Genomic DNA, 13,348 nt, shown 5'->3' with positions numbered 1-13,348 from the left:
TTGTTTTTAATTCTTTTCATCAGTTTCTGGACGGATCAGCCTTGGCTTGGTACCGGTAAGGTGACTGATTACAGCCGCTATTCCCAGAGAAATAAACAAGATCAAATCCAATCTGATTCCAAAATACATATCCGGAATAAATCCTCCAAGAGAAAGCAGGAAGATCAGCAGACCTGCCAATGACAGGTAGATGATTGCCGAAGACACTTTCCGGTTACTCAATATTCCCAATATGATCATGGGGCCCATAATGCCTGTGCCCGCAAAACTCACCCTTGCCAGTAATACCAGTTGGTCAATCACAATAATGGAAAAGAAAAAGGCAATCAGAGAAAAAACAAAGATACCAATTTTGGTTTTTGTCATGATGCTGTTTTCATTTCCCCTTAACAACCCTCTCAACTCAGATCCCAAAGCAAATATCTGGGCATTTGTCGTTGACAATCCCGCAGCAATGAGACCGATAATGGCCAAAGCAGCTACAGCATTGGGCTGGTCATAGAGGAAGGCATTGGCAAAGAATTCATCTCTTCCGTACTCACTGTACAGATCGGCTCCATACATACCGATAAAAATCGTAGGCAAAATCACCAGAATAGCGAATGCCCCAAGCGATACCGCCATCAATTGCATGGTCTTCATGCTCTTCATTACAACTATCCGGGTCGTAAACTGGGGTTGCGTGACCGGAATCATCAAGATGGCGATCAGTGAAGCAAACAAAAACTGAGGAGTGAGTAATCCCTGGGGTCCGGGACTCGAAAGCAAATCCTCCTGAACATTACCTATTTTGTCAAACATGGCTCCGATTCCGCCAAAGTGACTCAAACAAGCCCAGCCGATAATCCATATTACTGCCAGTAGCAACAATCCCTGTATGGCATCGCTGAAAATGATGGCTTTCAATCCACCGATTTCACTATATATCAACATGATCAGTACTATACCGGCAGACCAGCCCCATGCTGGTAGCGAACCGGGAAAGGCGGCATCCATAAAAATGGCTATCCCCTGAATTTGTATGCCTACATAAGGAATCAAAAACAAGAAGGAGCTTAGGAAAAACACATAACCTGCCAGTCGGTTTTCATAGCAACGGGAAATTAGTCCAGCTACGCCACGAAACTCCATACCCTTTACTTTCATACGGATATGGTAGCCAAACCAGAGCAGCAGAAAAACCATGGCTCCATCCGACACGGCCAGAAATATCCATGCTGCGACCCCGTTGATGCGAAAGAAATCAGGCATACCCAAAAAGGTGAAGGTGCTGAATAGGGCTGCAGCAAAGGTCAATACGCCAAGCGTAAGACCAATATTAGAGCCGGCCATCATGAATTCTTCTGAAGACCTGTTTTTCTTATAGGATTTTAAAGAAGCAAATACCAAAAGACCTGCATAGATGAGGCCAAATACCCATACCCAGAAAATCATAAGTCCTCCTCCTCATTTTGCATACCCGGATGTACCCTCGTACCGATATAGGTGAGAATAACCAAAAGTACAGTGATGATAAAACTTGTCCAAAGGCTGTAGGGTACTCCGGCAAGTTCAGGCGTAGATACTCCCTGCGGAATGACCAAAGGGGTGAATGTGATCATACTGAGGATGATCGCTGCTGCACAGCTGATCTTCCAGTAAAGTCTCTTTTTTTCCATTGAAAATTGGGTTTAAACTATTGAATTGACAATATATACAATTGTTGGCTGAATCGTAAAGAAGATGGATAGGGAAGCATGAATGACCGGCAAAATATGCCGGTCATGTGGTGTCTAAAGTCTCGGAATTGTCAATCCTCCATCCACCATGATCACCTGCCCTGTGGAGTAGGGAAAGTCTCCTTTTGCCAAAGCCGCTACTGCAAGGCCTACATCTTGCGGCAAGCCCCAGCGTTGCTGCACACAAAGCCCGGACCCAATCAGCTTGTCGTATTTTTCGGTTACACCAGCAGTCATATCGGTAGCGATTACTCCGGGCCTCACTTCATATACCGGTATATCGTATTCTCCAAGCCTCACCGCAAAAAGCTGTGTAGCCATGCTCATTCCGGCTTTGGCCACACAATACTCTCCCCGGTTGACCGAGGCTACAGTAGCTGAAATCGAAGAAACATTGATAATAGCTCCTTTGAAATCCTCTGATTCGCCTTTTTGTGCAATCATCCAATTGGCTGCGAGCTGAGAAAGAAAATATGCTGAGTTTAGATTGGTCTTCAGCACATATTCGAAACTCTCCTCAGTGGCTTCCAATATGTCATTTCTTTCTTTGGGCGCCACACCGGCATTATTTACCAAAACATGAAGCCGGTTAAAGTGAGATTGGACACTATCCATGATCTGCTGCCTTTCAGATGCGCCTCCCACATCCCCCCGGCAATACAATACTTCGGCTCCCAGGGCCCTTAATTCTTCCAGACTTTCGGAGGTATCCTCTTCCTTGCGCATACCATTGATGGCCAGATCAAAACCCGATTGGGCCAGGCATTTGGCGATACCAAGGCCTATGCCTCTGGATCCTCCGGTTACTAATGCTACTTTCTTCATATTCCCTTATTTCAATTAAAGCTCAGGTATATCTACCCAGGCCCTTTTTTCCCAGCTTTCCAAGCCTTTTTCGGCGAGCTGAACTCCCCTGGCCCCTGCTTTCATGTCCCAGGGAAAGGGTTCATCTGCTACTACATGCTTCAAAAATAACTCCCACTGTACCTTAAATGCATTGTCCATAGGCTCCTGCTCGGGTACTTTTGCCCAACCTTCGTAAAAATCAATAGGCTGTACGATATCCGGATTCCAAACCGGTTTGGGGGTATTGCCATAGTGCTGTATGTAGCACTCTCTCAGGCCCGCCACGGCAGAACCTTTGGTACCGTCTACCTGCACTGTGAGCAAATCATCCCTGCGCACCCTTACGGTCCAGGAAGAGTTGAAGTGGGCGATGATATCACCTTCCAGTTCAAAAGTAGCGTACGCAGCATCATCTGCAGTACACCTGTAAGGTTTTCCCTGCTCGTCTACACGTTCTTTGATGTGCGTGGCCCCCGTACAGGACACTGCCTTTACGTTGCCAAAGATATTGTCCAGAACATACCTCCAATGGCACAGCATATCCACAATAATGCCCCCGTCATCTTCCTTCCTGTAGTTCCAGGAAGGCCGTTGTGCGGGTACGGTATGACCTTCAAAGACCCAGTAGCCAAATTCCCCTCTTACCGAGAGTATTTCTCCTAAAAAGCCGTTTTCAATGAGACGCTTCAGCTTTCTTAAGCCCGGAAGCCACAATTTGTCCTGTACTACGCCGTTTTTTACGCCTGCTTTCTTGCATATTTCGTGTAATTGAAGGGCCGTTTCGGTATCTACTGCCACTGGTTTCTCACAATAAATGTGCTTTCCGGCCTTTACTGCCTGCTTGACAGCATCCGCTCTCCTGCCCGTTGTCTGGGCGTCAAAATAGATACTGTATTCATCATCATTCATGACCGAATCCAGATCGGTAGTGTATTTCTTAACCCCCGATCTTTCACTAAGGGCCTTTAATTTGGCTTCATTTCTTCCCACCAATACCGGGTCCGGCATAATGGTGTCTCCATTTGAAAGTTGTACCCCTCCCTGCCTGATGATTTCAACAATACTTCTCATCAGGTGTTGATTGGTGCCCATTCTTCCAGTGACACCGTTCATGATAATTCCTATTTTATGTTCCATAAGTTTATTGGTTTTACTAGCAATGATAATAATGGGAGACAATCTTGTCCAGAAAATCGTTTTGATCTCCAGCCCAGTGCCGGTCAGAAAAAATTTCCACTTCATTGTAACCGGCAAATCCAGCTTCTTCTGCCCATCCCCGTATGGTAGGAATGTCGATACAGCCGTCCCCCATCAGTCCGCGGTCATTGAGGAAGTCGGTGGTTGGGCTAAGCCAATCGCAGATATGAAAAGCAAACAGATTTCCGTTTTGCCCACAGCGCAGCAATTCGGTCTTGAGATCAGGATCCCACCAAAGGTGGTACACATCTGCTGCCACGCCCACATGGTCTGAGTCAATGGCTTCGGCCATCTCATTGGCCTGCCGGAGTGTATTGACCGCCGAACGTGTGTCCGCATACATGGGGTGAAGTGGCTCTATGGCTAGTTTTACACCCTTGGAAATGGCCTGGGGCAAAACTTTCTCGATACCCTCCCGGATTTGCATCCTGGATTTCTCCAGAGATTGACCAGGGTCAGCACCGCACACCAAAACGATCATCGGTGCTCCCAGTGCTGCAGCCTCATCTATAGCTTTCAGGTTATCCTGAATGGCCTGCTCCCGGGTCTTTGCAGATACAGCGGGAAAAAAACCACCCCTTACCAAAGATACAATCTCCAAACCATGGCTCCTCAGCAGATCGCCTGAGGCTGCGATGTCCCTGCCTCCAAGGTATTGCCGCCATATCGATATCCCCTTCACACCCGCTTTCTCATATTTTTCTGCCGCCTCCTCAAGGCTCCAGGGCTTGGTGGTGATGGTGTGTATACAAAGCTTACTTAGGTCTTTTATTGGTTGTGCACTCATGACAGACAATTAAAGAAAGTGTAATAGGGATCCTTATCGATGATGCGTTGAACATAAAGTGCCAGCTCACGGGCATGATAATCTCCCCACATGCTGGATTCATTACAGGCAATTTTCTGTCCCCTGGGCACGTTATCCCATCCATTTGGCTGGTGATAAATGGAATGCAGCAATATGCCCTGATGGGTTTTGTCTGTGCTCAGGTAAGGTTCCTCCAGTAGCGTTTTGAGTACTGTGAGGCCGGCCTGCCAATATTTTTTTCCTTTTTCGGCCTGCCCTTTTCTTTGAAGAAAATGACCCAGACGCAACAAGCCCTGCGCGCCAATGGCCGCCGCAGAACTGTCTACCGGCTCGTATTCATTGAATGGGTCTGCAGGTTTGGAGAGATAATCTCCCAATTTATGCAAAGAGGGAGCTCCGGTATCCCAGTAGGGAATGCCATCTGTTGGCGTGTGGGCAATGTAAAAATCGCAACTGGCTGTAGCTGCCTTCAACATAAATGCTTCAATCTCCACCGGAGATCCGTAGGCTTTGAGGGCATCATCTGACAGGTTGTCCAAATATTCAAGTTGCTCTGCAAAACCACACATGGCCCAGGCGAGTCCACGTGTCCAGGTAGAAAATCCCGTATACCCTTGTTGAGAATTGGGACAACGGTAATTGCCATCATTGGTATTGAAAACACTTTCATGGGCTGTCCTGCCCCAGGTATCGAAACTGTCCCTCCCTTCTCCATAGTAAACAGAATAATCGGCTGTGGCTTTGGCATGCTGCAGGCCCCTGACCAATAGGTTTACTTTCCGGTCATTCTCCTCCTGGAGCACGTGTCCAAGGCTATAGCTAAGCATGAGTATTCTGACTGTCCTGATGGTGTCTACAAAAAGTGAATGCGGGCCATTAAACGAATACATAAAGCCCCCGTCCCGGATGGATGTCCATCTACTGGCCTGCACTGCACCCGAAATTTTCAAAGCCAATTCATAAAAATTTTTCTCCCATTCTACATAGGGTATTTTCTCCTCTACCATGAGCCGCAATAAATTGCCATAGGTACTCACATTATTAAATCCATGGTCATGTACACCGGTGTGACTGATGTGGGGAGCCATGACTTGCAGGGTTTTCATTTTGCCTTTTTCCAGGAAACCTTTCTCTCCTGTGGCATCAAATTGCAATATGGATGATCCGAACTGAAAACCCTGTGTCCATTCGGTCCAACCTCTGGTGGTGTATTTCCCATTTACCGTAAATACCGGTGAGCCTTGATTTTGAGGGTATTCTTTTTCTATGGCCGTGATTTTTTCAGCCGAGAGCTGCCAAAACCGTTCAAGACCCTTTTTCAGGTCTTCCGGTTGAATTTCAGAATCTATTGCTATCATTTTTTTAAAGGGTTTTAATATGTTTCGAATTATTGATGAGAGGATGGAAATTCAGAATTTTTGTCTGGTTAATCCTCCTCCCTATCATGTACTTTTTATTCAGGCTTCTAAAGGTATCTTTAAATGCAGTCATTATAAAGGTATTTTTTGCGCTAATGCTGGTACTTTTCGTTTTCTACCCTCCTAAACTCAGAGGGAGAAAACCCGGTTTTCTTTTTAAAAATCCGGCTGAAATAGGACGGATCCTGATAATTGAGCTGATAGGCAATTTGCTTGCTGGAAAGATCCGTATAGATCAGGAATCGTTTGGCTTGAAGCATCAGGCGATCCAGAATAATTTCTCCTGCCGTATAGCCGGTGATGTTGCGAACATGCTTGTTCAGGTTGGCCGCTGAGAGCCCCATCATATGGGCATAGTCCTGCACCTGATGGATACATTTAAATTGTTGTTCTACAAGTGCATTGAACTGTTGCACCAGGGCAAAATGGGGGTCCATGGTTTTGTTCTGTTCGGCAAAATAGCGCAGGTAATACTGCTTGCATTTGATCAGGAATATCTGCAGGTAATTCCGCAGAATATCTGAGGTAAAGCCATTCCATTGCAGGTATTCTTTGCGTATCTGTACGATCAGCTCATGCAATTCCCTGAAATCTGCCGGACTTAAATTTAATATGGGTACCAAGGTGGGGTTGTTAAAGAAGGGCATCTGAAACAACAGGTCTTCATGGTTTGCTTCAAGTGCGTAGAAATCTCTCGAAAAAACCATCAGATAACCATGGTAGTCATTTTCCCGGCTGATGAGGTGAACCTGTCCCGGTGAAAGAAAATGCACGCTATTGGAATGGATAAGATGGGTCTCAAAATCTATCTCGTGCCGTCCTGCTCCATTCACAAATACACAGACCTCATAATACTTGTGCCGGTGAGGCCGGGTGGTTTCGTGGGGATAGGTCTTGTTTTGAATCGTTTTCCCCTGAACTTCATAGATCTGAAAGGCCCGTTGATTGGTGACTTCTGGCATTTCATAGGTCTTGATCGGTTCCCCCATCTGCTTGTAGTTCTGGTTTGTGGCAAGTTAAGGAAAAAATGAAAGGCCTCCGTTTTAAATTCGGTAAAGAAGGTCCGATTTTGGTATTTTAATTTATCATATTTAAAATTAAAATGGTATTTTTTTAATTAATATATATTTTTTTCAAATATTTGTTAAATTATTTTCAAAATTAAGGTACTTGTATTACCTTTGAAATATCAAACAAAGACAAAAGGTCTTGAGCCGGTAAAAGTTAAGAGACCAGATCTCCGGTAATTGACACGATACTGTAGGATGATGAAACTGGCAGACATGCCCTCCTGTCTCGGGGGTGGGGAGCCCAGGATAAAGCAAGTAGCGAGCTCGTATTTTGCCTAACTGCCCCGTGGAGGTTCGACTCCTTCTCCTACAGCAGGTTATTTTGGGTTTATTGTTAATTGACTAAAGCTATGAAACTTTGTTTCATGGCTTTTTTTGTTTAAACCAAATTTTAACCAAAACTATATCCCTGCGAGATCAATGCCGGCTGTCCCGCTTATTTTTTCCAGCAGCCGTCTGTCCCCTACCAATACGCACCTGTGAATATAGCTCGTTACTTTCTGCACCATTAGGTGCTCTGGCAGAAAACGAAAAACAGCAGTGTTGAATCAGCTACCTGACAATTAAAGCAATTGAATCTGCCTTGGTCCTTACTTTAAGCCATTCTTTCAATCTGTTTTCTTCCGACACATTGGGTTTATCGCTAAAGGTAGCGATCGCCACCATGATGGTGTCCTGTCTATTTTCAGTAAGGTTGGCTACCACCGACCTGTTGATAGAAAAGGAAGTGAGGTCGGAATGGTTTACTCTGGCTTCGCGGGCCAGATCGCTAACCATTCCCGTGGAAGCCGCATATTGAGCCACCTCCCTTTCCAGAAAAGCAATTTTTTGATCTTTATCCTGAATCATTGCCTCATTCCTTTCATACAGATCTTTGAGCACGTCCGATCGCAAAGTATTCATATCCATCCCGCTATCTCCACTTTGCTTGACGATCAGGTAGGTGCGGTTTAACTTAAATGCTGCAGTCTTCTTCTGAATAATGGAGATTTCGTCATTAGGGATACGCTGCCCCACCAGCGCTACCTCAATGACACTGCTATCCGGGGCATACCGGTAGTTACTGGTAACTATCTGGGTACTCGGAAAATCAAATTCGGTCTGTACGAATTCTTTTGCTGATTTTTCCCAAATGGTCCTTCTCACGATGTTATAAGCCAGGTAAATGCTTGGAACTACGGTTAACAGAATAAAAATGGTAATGTAATTTCTCACTTTCTTTTCTCGCTGCGCATCTACAAATTCCTTTTTGGGAAATCCCATGAAGCGGACGATGAGGTAAGTGGATAAACTAATAAAAACCGAATTGATAAAAAACAGGTAAAATGCGCCTAAAAAGTAATACAAATTCCAGGTAGCCAATCCATAGCCTGCAGTACATAAAGGAGGCATCAGTGCTGTGGCTATGGCCACGCCGGGTATGGCATTGCTTTTTTCCTTTCTAGAGCCGGCAATGATTCCGGCCAGGCCTCCAAAAAGTGCTATCAGTACATCCCAGATGGTAGGCTCTGTTCTGGCCAGCAGCTCAGACTGTGCTTCATTCAAAGGTGTAAATGAAAAATACAATGTAGAAGTCATGATACTGATCAGCACTGCTATGCCCAGGTTTTTCAGGGATTTTTTAATCAATTCAAAATCATTTATCCCCGCTCCCATTCCAATGCCCATAATCGGGCCCATCAGCGGAGAAATCAGCATGGCACCAATGATCACCGCAGTAGAATTGACATTAAGGCCAACGGAAGCTACAAAAATGGCAAAGATCAGGATCCATAGATTAGCACCACGGAATTCCACGTTTTTTTTGATGTAAACGATGGTTTCAATCTCATCTTCCTTCCCTTCGTGCAGGTCAAACCTGTCTTTAACAAAGGTCAGCAAAGCTGCAATTTTCTCCGACAACAGGGATAATTTTTGTTTCTCAGTCTGCATTGAAATATGTTCTTTCGGTAAGGTAAAGGCGAAAATAAAGAGAAAAATGAAATACAGGAATAAAAGCCCTGAAAAGCAAAAAAGCAGGAGAATATCTCCTGCTTTTTATTTTGAAAACTAAACCAACTATTATTTAACTACCATAATGCAAACAAAATTAACAATAACTGATTAAAAACCAAATTTACTGGCCAAAAAGTAAACAAATATCTATTTTTTGTTACCTACCTTGTATAGAATCCCCAATGCCAGCGCCTGGCTGTATTGTACACCAGGGTCCTGATCACGGTCGTAAAGCCCAATTCCGGTGAAAGTTACGTTGATAATGTCAGTAATTTTTGCGGTCAGAGTTATGTCCAGGCGATGGTCAATATTTTCAAACGACAAGGTTTGATAATTGGCGTACATGGCATAACGGGATTTAAGGTTGAGGTTTTCGCTCAGGTCCTTGTCCAATCCTGCGAACACCTGCATGGCCAGCCATTCAACCCTGACCTGCTCTCCTGCGGGAACTCCATAGTTTGACGGAACATTGTCTACGATATTGGAATCATACACAAAGGTAAAACGTGGAGAAAAAGGCCCAATTCGTAGGAAAAAAGTATTGTTTGGTTTGTATTCAAAGCCCAGTGAGGATGTGAGAAATCCCGGCGCCATAAACCTGGATATCAAGGTCCGGCTTCCATCGTCATTAAAATTGTATCCGGGAGCAAATTGGCTAAGGTAATTTACCGAAAAATAAGAAGACCATTTTTCAGTCATCTGGTACCCTAATTTCGAATCCAAAAATATGCGGTCATTGGATTTCCGGGTTTGCTCCCCTTCATTTCTTACGATACCAAACAGAAGCTCGATCTCATTATCCCAGGAAAAGCGATCCTTTTTGTATGAGGCCTTCCCGGCTATAATGCTACCAAAAGCAACGGAATTTACCCCCCCGGCTTTCCAATTATTACTAAAACCCGCCTGATTGAAATTCAGCCCCGCACTGAATTCTGATTCCCAGTAGGTTGTATCGCCGGGTATGCTATCCGCGGCTGTACGCTGTGCCCTTGCAGCGGCCAAAGCGAAAAAGATGAAAGTTGCTGTTAGTAATAATAATTTATTTTTCATAAACAATACTGATTTTGTTAAATTTAATAGGATGTGACGAAACACACCTGATATTTAAAATTTAAAGCAGAAATTTGATTTTAAAATCTATTGAATTGAACTATTTGAGTAAAATCAAAATATTTAATCACCTCAAAAAGCAAATTTATGGAAAATCAAACAGAAGACTTGTTGATCGTAAGAGATTTTTTAGCCCGGCAAAGGACCAAGCTGGCCAATGACAGGACGCTTTTGTCTTACATACGCACAAGTCTTTATTTTATCGTCAGTGGTACGGCATTGATCAAGGTGGAAGACCTGGAAAATGTAAAGGAGCTGGGCTATTTTTCTTTCCTGATAAGTGTGTTGCTATTGGTCCTTGGCTTTATTAATTTTTTCAGGCTGAAAAGAAAGTTGAAAAAAGGGAAATACGAGAAAATGTAAATTATTATTTTGATTTTTCCCGTATACGTGATAATTGGTAAGCTATTTGTAAAAGGTTAGCTCTAACCAATCTTTTACAGTACAATGAAAATTATAGGAATAATACTTATTGTGGCCGGGATTGTCATGTTTTTGGTGACCGGGATATCTTATACCACAGAGGAAACAGTCATTGATGCAGGGCCTATAGAAGTAAATGCAGAAAGTGAGGAAAGTGTCAACTGGCCGCCCTATGCGGGTGGTATTGCGGTCATCGCCGGGTTTGTCCTGCTAGCGGTAGGGAGAAAAAAATAAAGAAAAAACCAATAGTAGGACCTTTCAAATCGATTTGATTTGAGGGGAGTTGTTTCTTGTGTCCTGTGCATGAGCAAACAACTCCTCTTCAATTGCGTTAAAACGACTGGAAAATTACTCAGCCGCAGATAGCATCAATCTGCTTCAATCGAATGAAGGCCGGGCCGATGTGGTGGTACCTGCCACCAGTATCTACCTGGCCACATTTTCCACTATCCGGGTAGAAAACGTAATGGTGCCGTCTCTGTGTCTGAAGTCAGTATGGATTGATTTAGCAGTTGTTTGAAAAGAAGATCAAAAGCCGCGGAAAAGCCCCCGAATCTACCCTCATTCGATTAATTTTACTCCTGCAATCATATCCGGGCTCAACCTGAAAAACTGCTGATGGATGTTAAAGGGTTCTTCACCCTCTTGAGGAAATTTACTGATATACTGTCCGTCCTCCTGCATTACGTATGCATTCTCATTGTCTTTGAGATTAAAACGAATGATATTCATGAGTTGCTTCTGAAGAAATTCATTTTCCACCCTGAATAAGGATTCCAGTCTTTTGTCAAAGCTGCGTACCATGGCATCTGCACTCCCCACATAAGTCCTGAGGTCTCCATTATTGTGAAAATGATATATTCTGGAGTGTTCCAGAAAATCCCCGACTATAGAAATCACTTCTATATTTTCACTCAAGCCCTTTCTGCCCGGTCGCAGACAGCAGATACCCCTGACAATTAATTTGATCGGCACTCCGGCCTGAGAGGCTTTGTAAAGCGCAAAAATAAATGCGGAATCTTCCAGTGAATTGATTTTTATAAAAATTCCGGAGGGCAGACCATTGCGGGCGTGCTGCGCTTCAGTTTCAATGAATTCTATCAGCTTGTTTCGCATGTCCCGCGGGGAGGTGATCAGGTTTTGGTAATTAGTGGGTGAAGAGTGGCCGGTGATGACATTAAAAAACTCAGATACATCGTTTGCCAGTGTCTCGTTGGTAGTTAATAATCCAATGTCCGTGTAAATCCGGCTGGTTTCTTCGTTGTAATTACCGGATCCAACGTGCACATATCTGGTCACCCGGTTTTCCTCCTTTTTCACAATCAGCATGAGCTTGGTATGGGTTTTAAAATTGCTCACCCCGTATATCACAAAGCAGCCTGCTTTTTGCATTTTCTTTGCTTCCCTGATGTTGTTTTCCTCATCAAATCTGGCCTTGACTTCAAACAGCACAGAAACGTGCTTTCCATTTTCCACAGCCTTCAATAGCGCCCCGACAATCCTTGAGTTTTTTGCCAGGCGGTAAATGGTCATTTTAATGGCCATTACATGTGGGTCGTCTGCCGCCTTGTCGAGCAGATCAAAGATAGGCTCCATGTCATTATACGGATGGTGGAGCAACACATCCTTATTTTTCAATACCTGAAAGATATCTTCTGAAGCAGCTTCCGGATAGGAAAGCGGAGGAACGGGATCAGGGCTGGCTGGTATCCTGTCTTTAAAACGTTTGTTGCCAATGATCTGCCAGAGCCCGGTAAAATCCATCAGGCTTCTTCGCTCTATTTTAAAGATACTGTCGTCCTGAAGTGTCCAACGCTGCTTCAGCAAGTTTACCATCCATTTGCTGTATCCTTCTTCTATTTCTATTCTAACTACCCGGCCGGTCTTTCTCTCGTTGAGTTTTCGTTTCACCTCCTCCAGAAAATTGGAATCCATATCTTCACTTTCTTCCAGGGTAAAATCTCCATTTCTGGTAATGCGGAAAAGATTGATAGATTCTATGGTTACATTTCTGAAAAGCGAAACGATGTGTTCCCGGATCATCTCTTCGATAGGGATATAAATGATCAAATCCTCCCTTTCCAATTCAAAAAACCGGGGAATATTGGAGGGGATCTGTACAAAAGACAGCTTCTTATTGTCTTTTTTCTCACCGGGTCCGATAGTAACCACACCGAAAATCAACAATTTGTTCATTAGAATCGGAAAGGTATGGTAACCATCAAAAACCATTGGAGTCAGCATGGGATAGACAGCTTTGAAAAAATAATCCTTTATGGTTTTTTGCTCCTTTTCCTGCAGGTTGGCTACATTGCTCATCAGGAAGCCCGCATCTGAAGTCTTTGGCAGAAGCTCCTTTACAAAATGACGCTGAAGCCTTTTGTGAAAATTCTGGGATTCAATCATCAATTTCCGTTTGAAGTCGTCCTCCCTCAGACCTGAATAATCTATCCTCACCTTGTCATAATCCAGGTAATTGTATAATGAGCCCACCCGAATCATAAAAAACTCATCCAGATTAGAAGCTGCTATGGCCAGGAATTTGAATTTTTCGAATATATTTCTTCTGTCCTTCTTTATCTGATCAAAAACCCGTTCGTTAAACTTGAGCCAGCTCAGGTCGCGGCTGATAAGTTCACTATTGTGAATGGTTTCCTCTATTTTATCGGGTTGGATAATTTTCATAGTTATTTTCTTTTTCAGGAAAAAAGTAAACCAATGATACTAAATAATTCATAGAATAAAAAAAGGGCAAAGCGCCCT

12 protein-coding genes are annotated in these 13,348 nt (G+C 43.8%); 2 read left to right on the top strand and 10 right to left on the bottom strand.

Annotation, left to right across the window (positions count from 1 at the left end; all coding sequences use genetic code 11):
- Positions 1–6: 6 nt before the first annotated feature.
- The 9 genes from BUB19_RS21865 to BUB19_RS21825 all read right to left on the bottom strand — a co-directional run bounded on the left by BUB19_RS21865 (position 7) and on the right by BUB19_RS21825 (position 10,102).
- Positions 7–1,434 carry a sodium:solute symporter family protein gene (locus BUB19_RS21865; RefSeq protein WP_073097760.1) on the bottom strand — a complete coding sequence of 476 codons (1,428 nt, stop codon included), beginning with the start codon at positions 1,432–1,434 and terminating at the stop codon, positions 7–9.
- Positions 1,431–1,658: a hypothetical protein gene (locus tag BUB19_RS21860; RefSeq protein WP_073097759.1), complete on the bottom strand. Its 228-nt coding sequence runs from the start codon at positions 1,656–1,658 to the stop codon at positions 1,431–1,433. Before BUB19_RS21860 ends, BUB19_RS21865 begins: the two co-directional genes overlap by 4 nt.
- Positions 1,659–1,772: 114 nt before the next feature.
- Positions 1,773–2,543 carry a 3-ketoacyl-ACP reductase gene (locus tag BUB19_RS21855; protein WP_073097758.1) on the bottom strand — a complete coding sequence of 257 codons (771 nt, stop codon included), beginning with the start codon at positions 2,541–2,543 and terminating at the stop codon, positions 1,773–1,775.
- 15 nt (positions 2,544–2,558) lie between these two features.
- Positions 2,559–3,701, bottom strand: coding sequence for a Gfo/Idh/MocA family protein (locus BUB19_RS21850; RefSeq protein ID WP_073097756.1), 1,143 nt, complete (start codon positions 3,699–3,701; stop codon positions 2,559–2,561).
- A gap of 16 nt (positions 3,702–3,717) precedes the next feature.
- Positions 3,718–4,548: a sugar phosphate isomerase/epimerase family protein gene (locus BUB19_RS21845; RefSeq protein WP_073097755.1), complete on the bottom strand. Its 831-nt coding sequence runs from the start codon at positions 4,546–4,548 to the stop codon at positions 3,718–3,720.
- A complete protein-coding gene (locus BUB19_RS21840; protein WP_073097753.1) occupies positions 4,545–5,927 on the bottom strand; it encodes a glycoside hydrolase family 88 protein in 1,383 nt (460 codons plus the stop codon). The genes BUB19_RS21845 and BUB19_RS21840 overlap by 4 nt, the downstream gene beginning before the upstream one ends.
- A gap of 152 nt (positions 5,928–6,079) precedes the next feature.
- Entirely contained in the window at positions 6,080–6,976 is an 897-nt protein-coding gene (locus BUB19_RS21835) for a helix-turn-helix domain-containing protein (protein WP_073097752.1), read from the bottom strand.
- A 633-nt stretch (positions 6,977–7,609) separates the two neighbouring features.
- Entirely contained in the window at positions 7,610–8,989 is a 1,380-nt protein-coding gene (locus tag BUB19_RS21830; RefSeq protein WP_073097750.1) for a TIGR00341 family protein, read from the bottom strand.
- A 210-nt stretch (positions 8,990–9,199) separates the two neighbouring features.
- A complete protein-coding gene (locus BUB19_RS21825) occupies positions 9,200–10,102 on the bottom strand; it encodes a DUF3078 domain-containing protein (protein WP_073097749.1) in 903 nt (300 codons plus the stop codon).
- Positions 10,103–10,249: 147 nt separating this feature from the next.
- Here BUB19_RS21825 and BUB19_RS21820 point away from each other — a divergent pair, with 147 nt between their 5' ends.
- Positions 10,250–10,525, top strand: a complete 276-nt coding sequence (locus BUB19_RS21820) for a DUF202 domain-containing protein (protein ID WP_073097747.1) — start codon at positions 10,250–10,252, stop codon at positions 10,523–10,525.
- 84 nt (positions 10,526–10,609) lie between these two features.
- Positions 10,610–10,819: a hypothetical protein gene (locus BUB19_RS21815; RefSeq protein ID WP_073097745.1), complete on the top strand. Its 210-nt coding sequence runs from the start codon at positions 10,610–10,612 to the stop codon at positions 10,817–10,819.
- Positions 10,820–11,146: 327 nt separating this feature from the next.
- Here the strand turns inward: BUB19_RS21815 and ppk1 are convergent, their stop codons facing one another.
- Positions 11,147–13,270, bottom strand: a complete 2,124-nt coding sequence (gene ppk1 / locus BUB19_RS21810) for a polyphosphate kinase 1 (protein WP_073097744.1) — start codon at positions 13,268–13,270, stop codon at positions 11,147–11,149.
- Positions 13,271–13,348: the final 78 nt, after the last annotated feature.

Origin of the sequence: Cyclobacterium lianum (assembly GCF_900143075.1) — a bacterium.
Classification (GTDB): domain Bacteria; phylum Bacteroidota; class Bacteroidia; order Cytophagales; family Cyclobacteriaceae; genus Cyclobacterium; species Cyclobacterium lianum.
This window is presented reverse-complemented; position numbering and strand designations above follow the sequence as displayed.

Coding starts and splice junctions, on each gene's coding strand:
- BUB19_RS21865 (WP_073097760.1), bottom strand. CDS start 1,434: ATGATTTTCTGGGTATGGGTATTTGGCCTCATCTATGCAGGTCTTTTG.
- BUB19_RS21860 (WP_073097759.1), bottom strand. CDS start 1,658: ATGGAAAAAAAGAGACTTTACTGGAAGATCAGCTGTGCAGCAGCGATC.
- BUB19_RS21855 (WP_073097758.1), bottom strand. CDS start 2,543: ATGAAGAAAGTAGCATTAGTAACCGGAGGATCCAGAGGCATAGGCCTT.
- BUB19_RS21850 (WP_073097756.1), bottom strand. CDS start 3,701: ATGGAACATAAAATAGGAATTATCATGAACGGTGTCACTGGAAGAATG.
- BUB19_RS21845 (WP_073097755.1), bottom strand. CDS start 4,548: ATGAGTGCACAACCAATAAAAGACCTAAGTAAGCTTTGTATACACACC.
- BUB19_RS21840 (WP_073097753.1), bottom strand. CDS start 5,927: ATGATAGCAATAGATTCTGAAATTCAACCGGAAGACCTGAAAAAGGGT.
- BUB19_RS21835 (WP_073097752.1), bottom strand. CDS start 6,976: ATGGGGGAACCGATCAAGACCTATGAAATGCCAGAAGTCACCAATCAA.
- BUB19_RS21830 (WP_073097750.1), bottom strand. CDS start 8,989: ATGCAGACTGAGAAACAAAAATTATCCCTGTTGTCGGAGAAAATTGCA.
- BUB19_RS21825 (WP_073097749.1), bottom strand. CDS start 10,102: ATGAAAAATAAATTATTATTACTAACAGCAACTTTCATCTTTTTCGCT.
- BUB19_RS21820 (WP_073097747.1), top strand. CDS start 10,250: ATGGAAAATCAAACAGAAGACTTGTTGATCGTAAGAGATTTTTTAGCC.
- BUB19_RS21815 (WP_073097745.1), top strand. CDS start 10,610: ATGAAAATTATAGGAATAATACTTATTGTGGCCGGGATTGTCATGTTT.
- ppk1 (WP_073097744.1), bottom strand. CDS start 13,270: ATGAAAATTATCCAACCCGATAAAATAGAGGAAACCATTCACAATAGT.